The organism is Aneurinibacillus sp. UBA3580, assembly GCF_002375825.1.
Classification (GTDB): Bacteria; Bacillota; Bacilli; order Aneurinibacillales; family Aneurinibacillaceae; genus Aneurinibacillus; species Aneurinibacillus danicus.
In genome coordinates this window covers 1-308 of the sequence record NZ_DFMZ01000003.1, presented here as the reverse complement: position 1 = coordinate 308, position 308 = coordinate 1, and the positions used below count along the sequence as shown (strand labels likewise).

Annotated in this window: 1 pseudogene; it reads left to right on the top strand. The window is 47.7% G+C overall.

The features are described from left to right. Positions 1-100: 100 nt before the first annotated feature. Positions 101-308, top strand: a pseudogene (locus tag B2899_RS00205) (two-component sensor histidine kinase); the annotation flags it as partial.

The window sequence follows — 308 nt, the reverse complement described above, 5'->3', positions numbered from 1 at the left end:
GAAAACCAAACGATCTGCCTGGAAGACTTGCAAGTAGGAAATATGCAGAATCCAGAATATCGGGGCTTCATTGATATATCAGGGAGAGCATATCGCCCGGATGTATCAGGGCAAAGGACTGACACCGGAGTTTCGCAGTATTGTAGACCGAATAAACGAAGCATCCGAAGCGGAAATTTTTGTGACTGAGAATCTGCGTCAACTGGGTGCCTGTCTGCCTTTCGAGGTAGAATACGATGCTTTGATTACCCGGGAAGAACGTGCTCGTCTTGTAGCCGGACATACGGTTAGTAAGGTGGGATACGAAG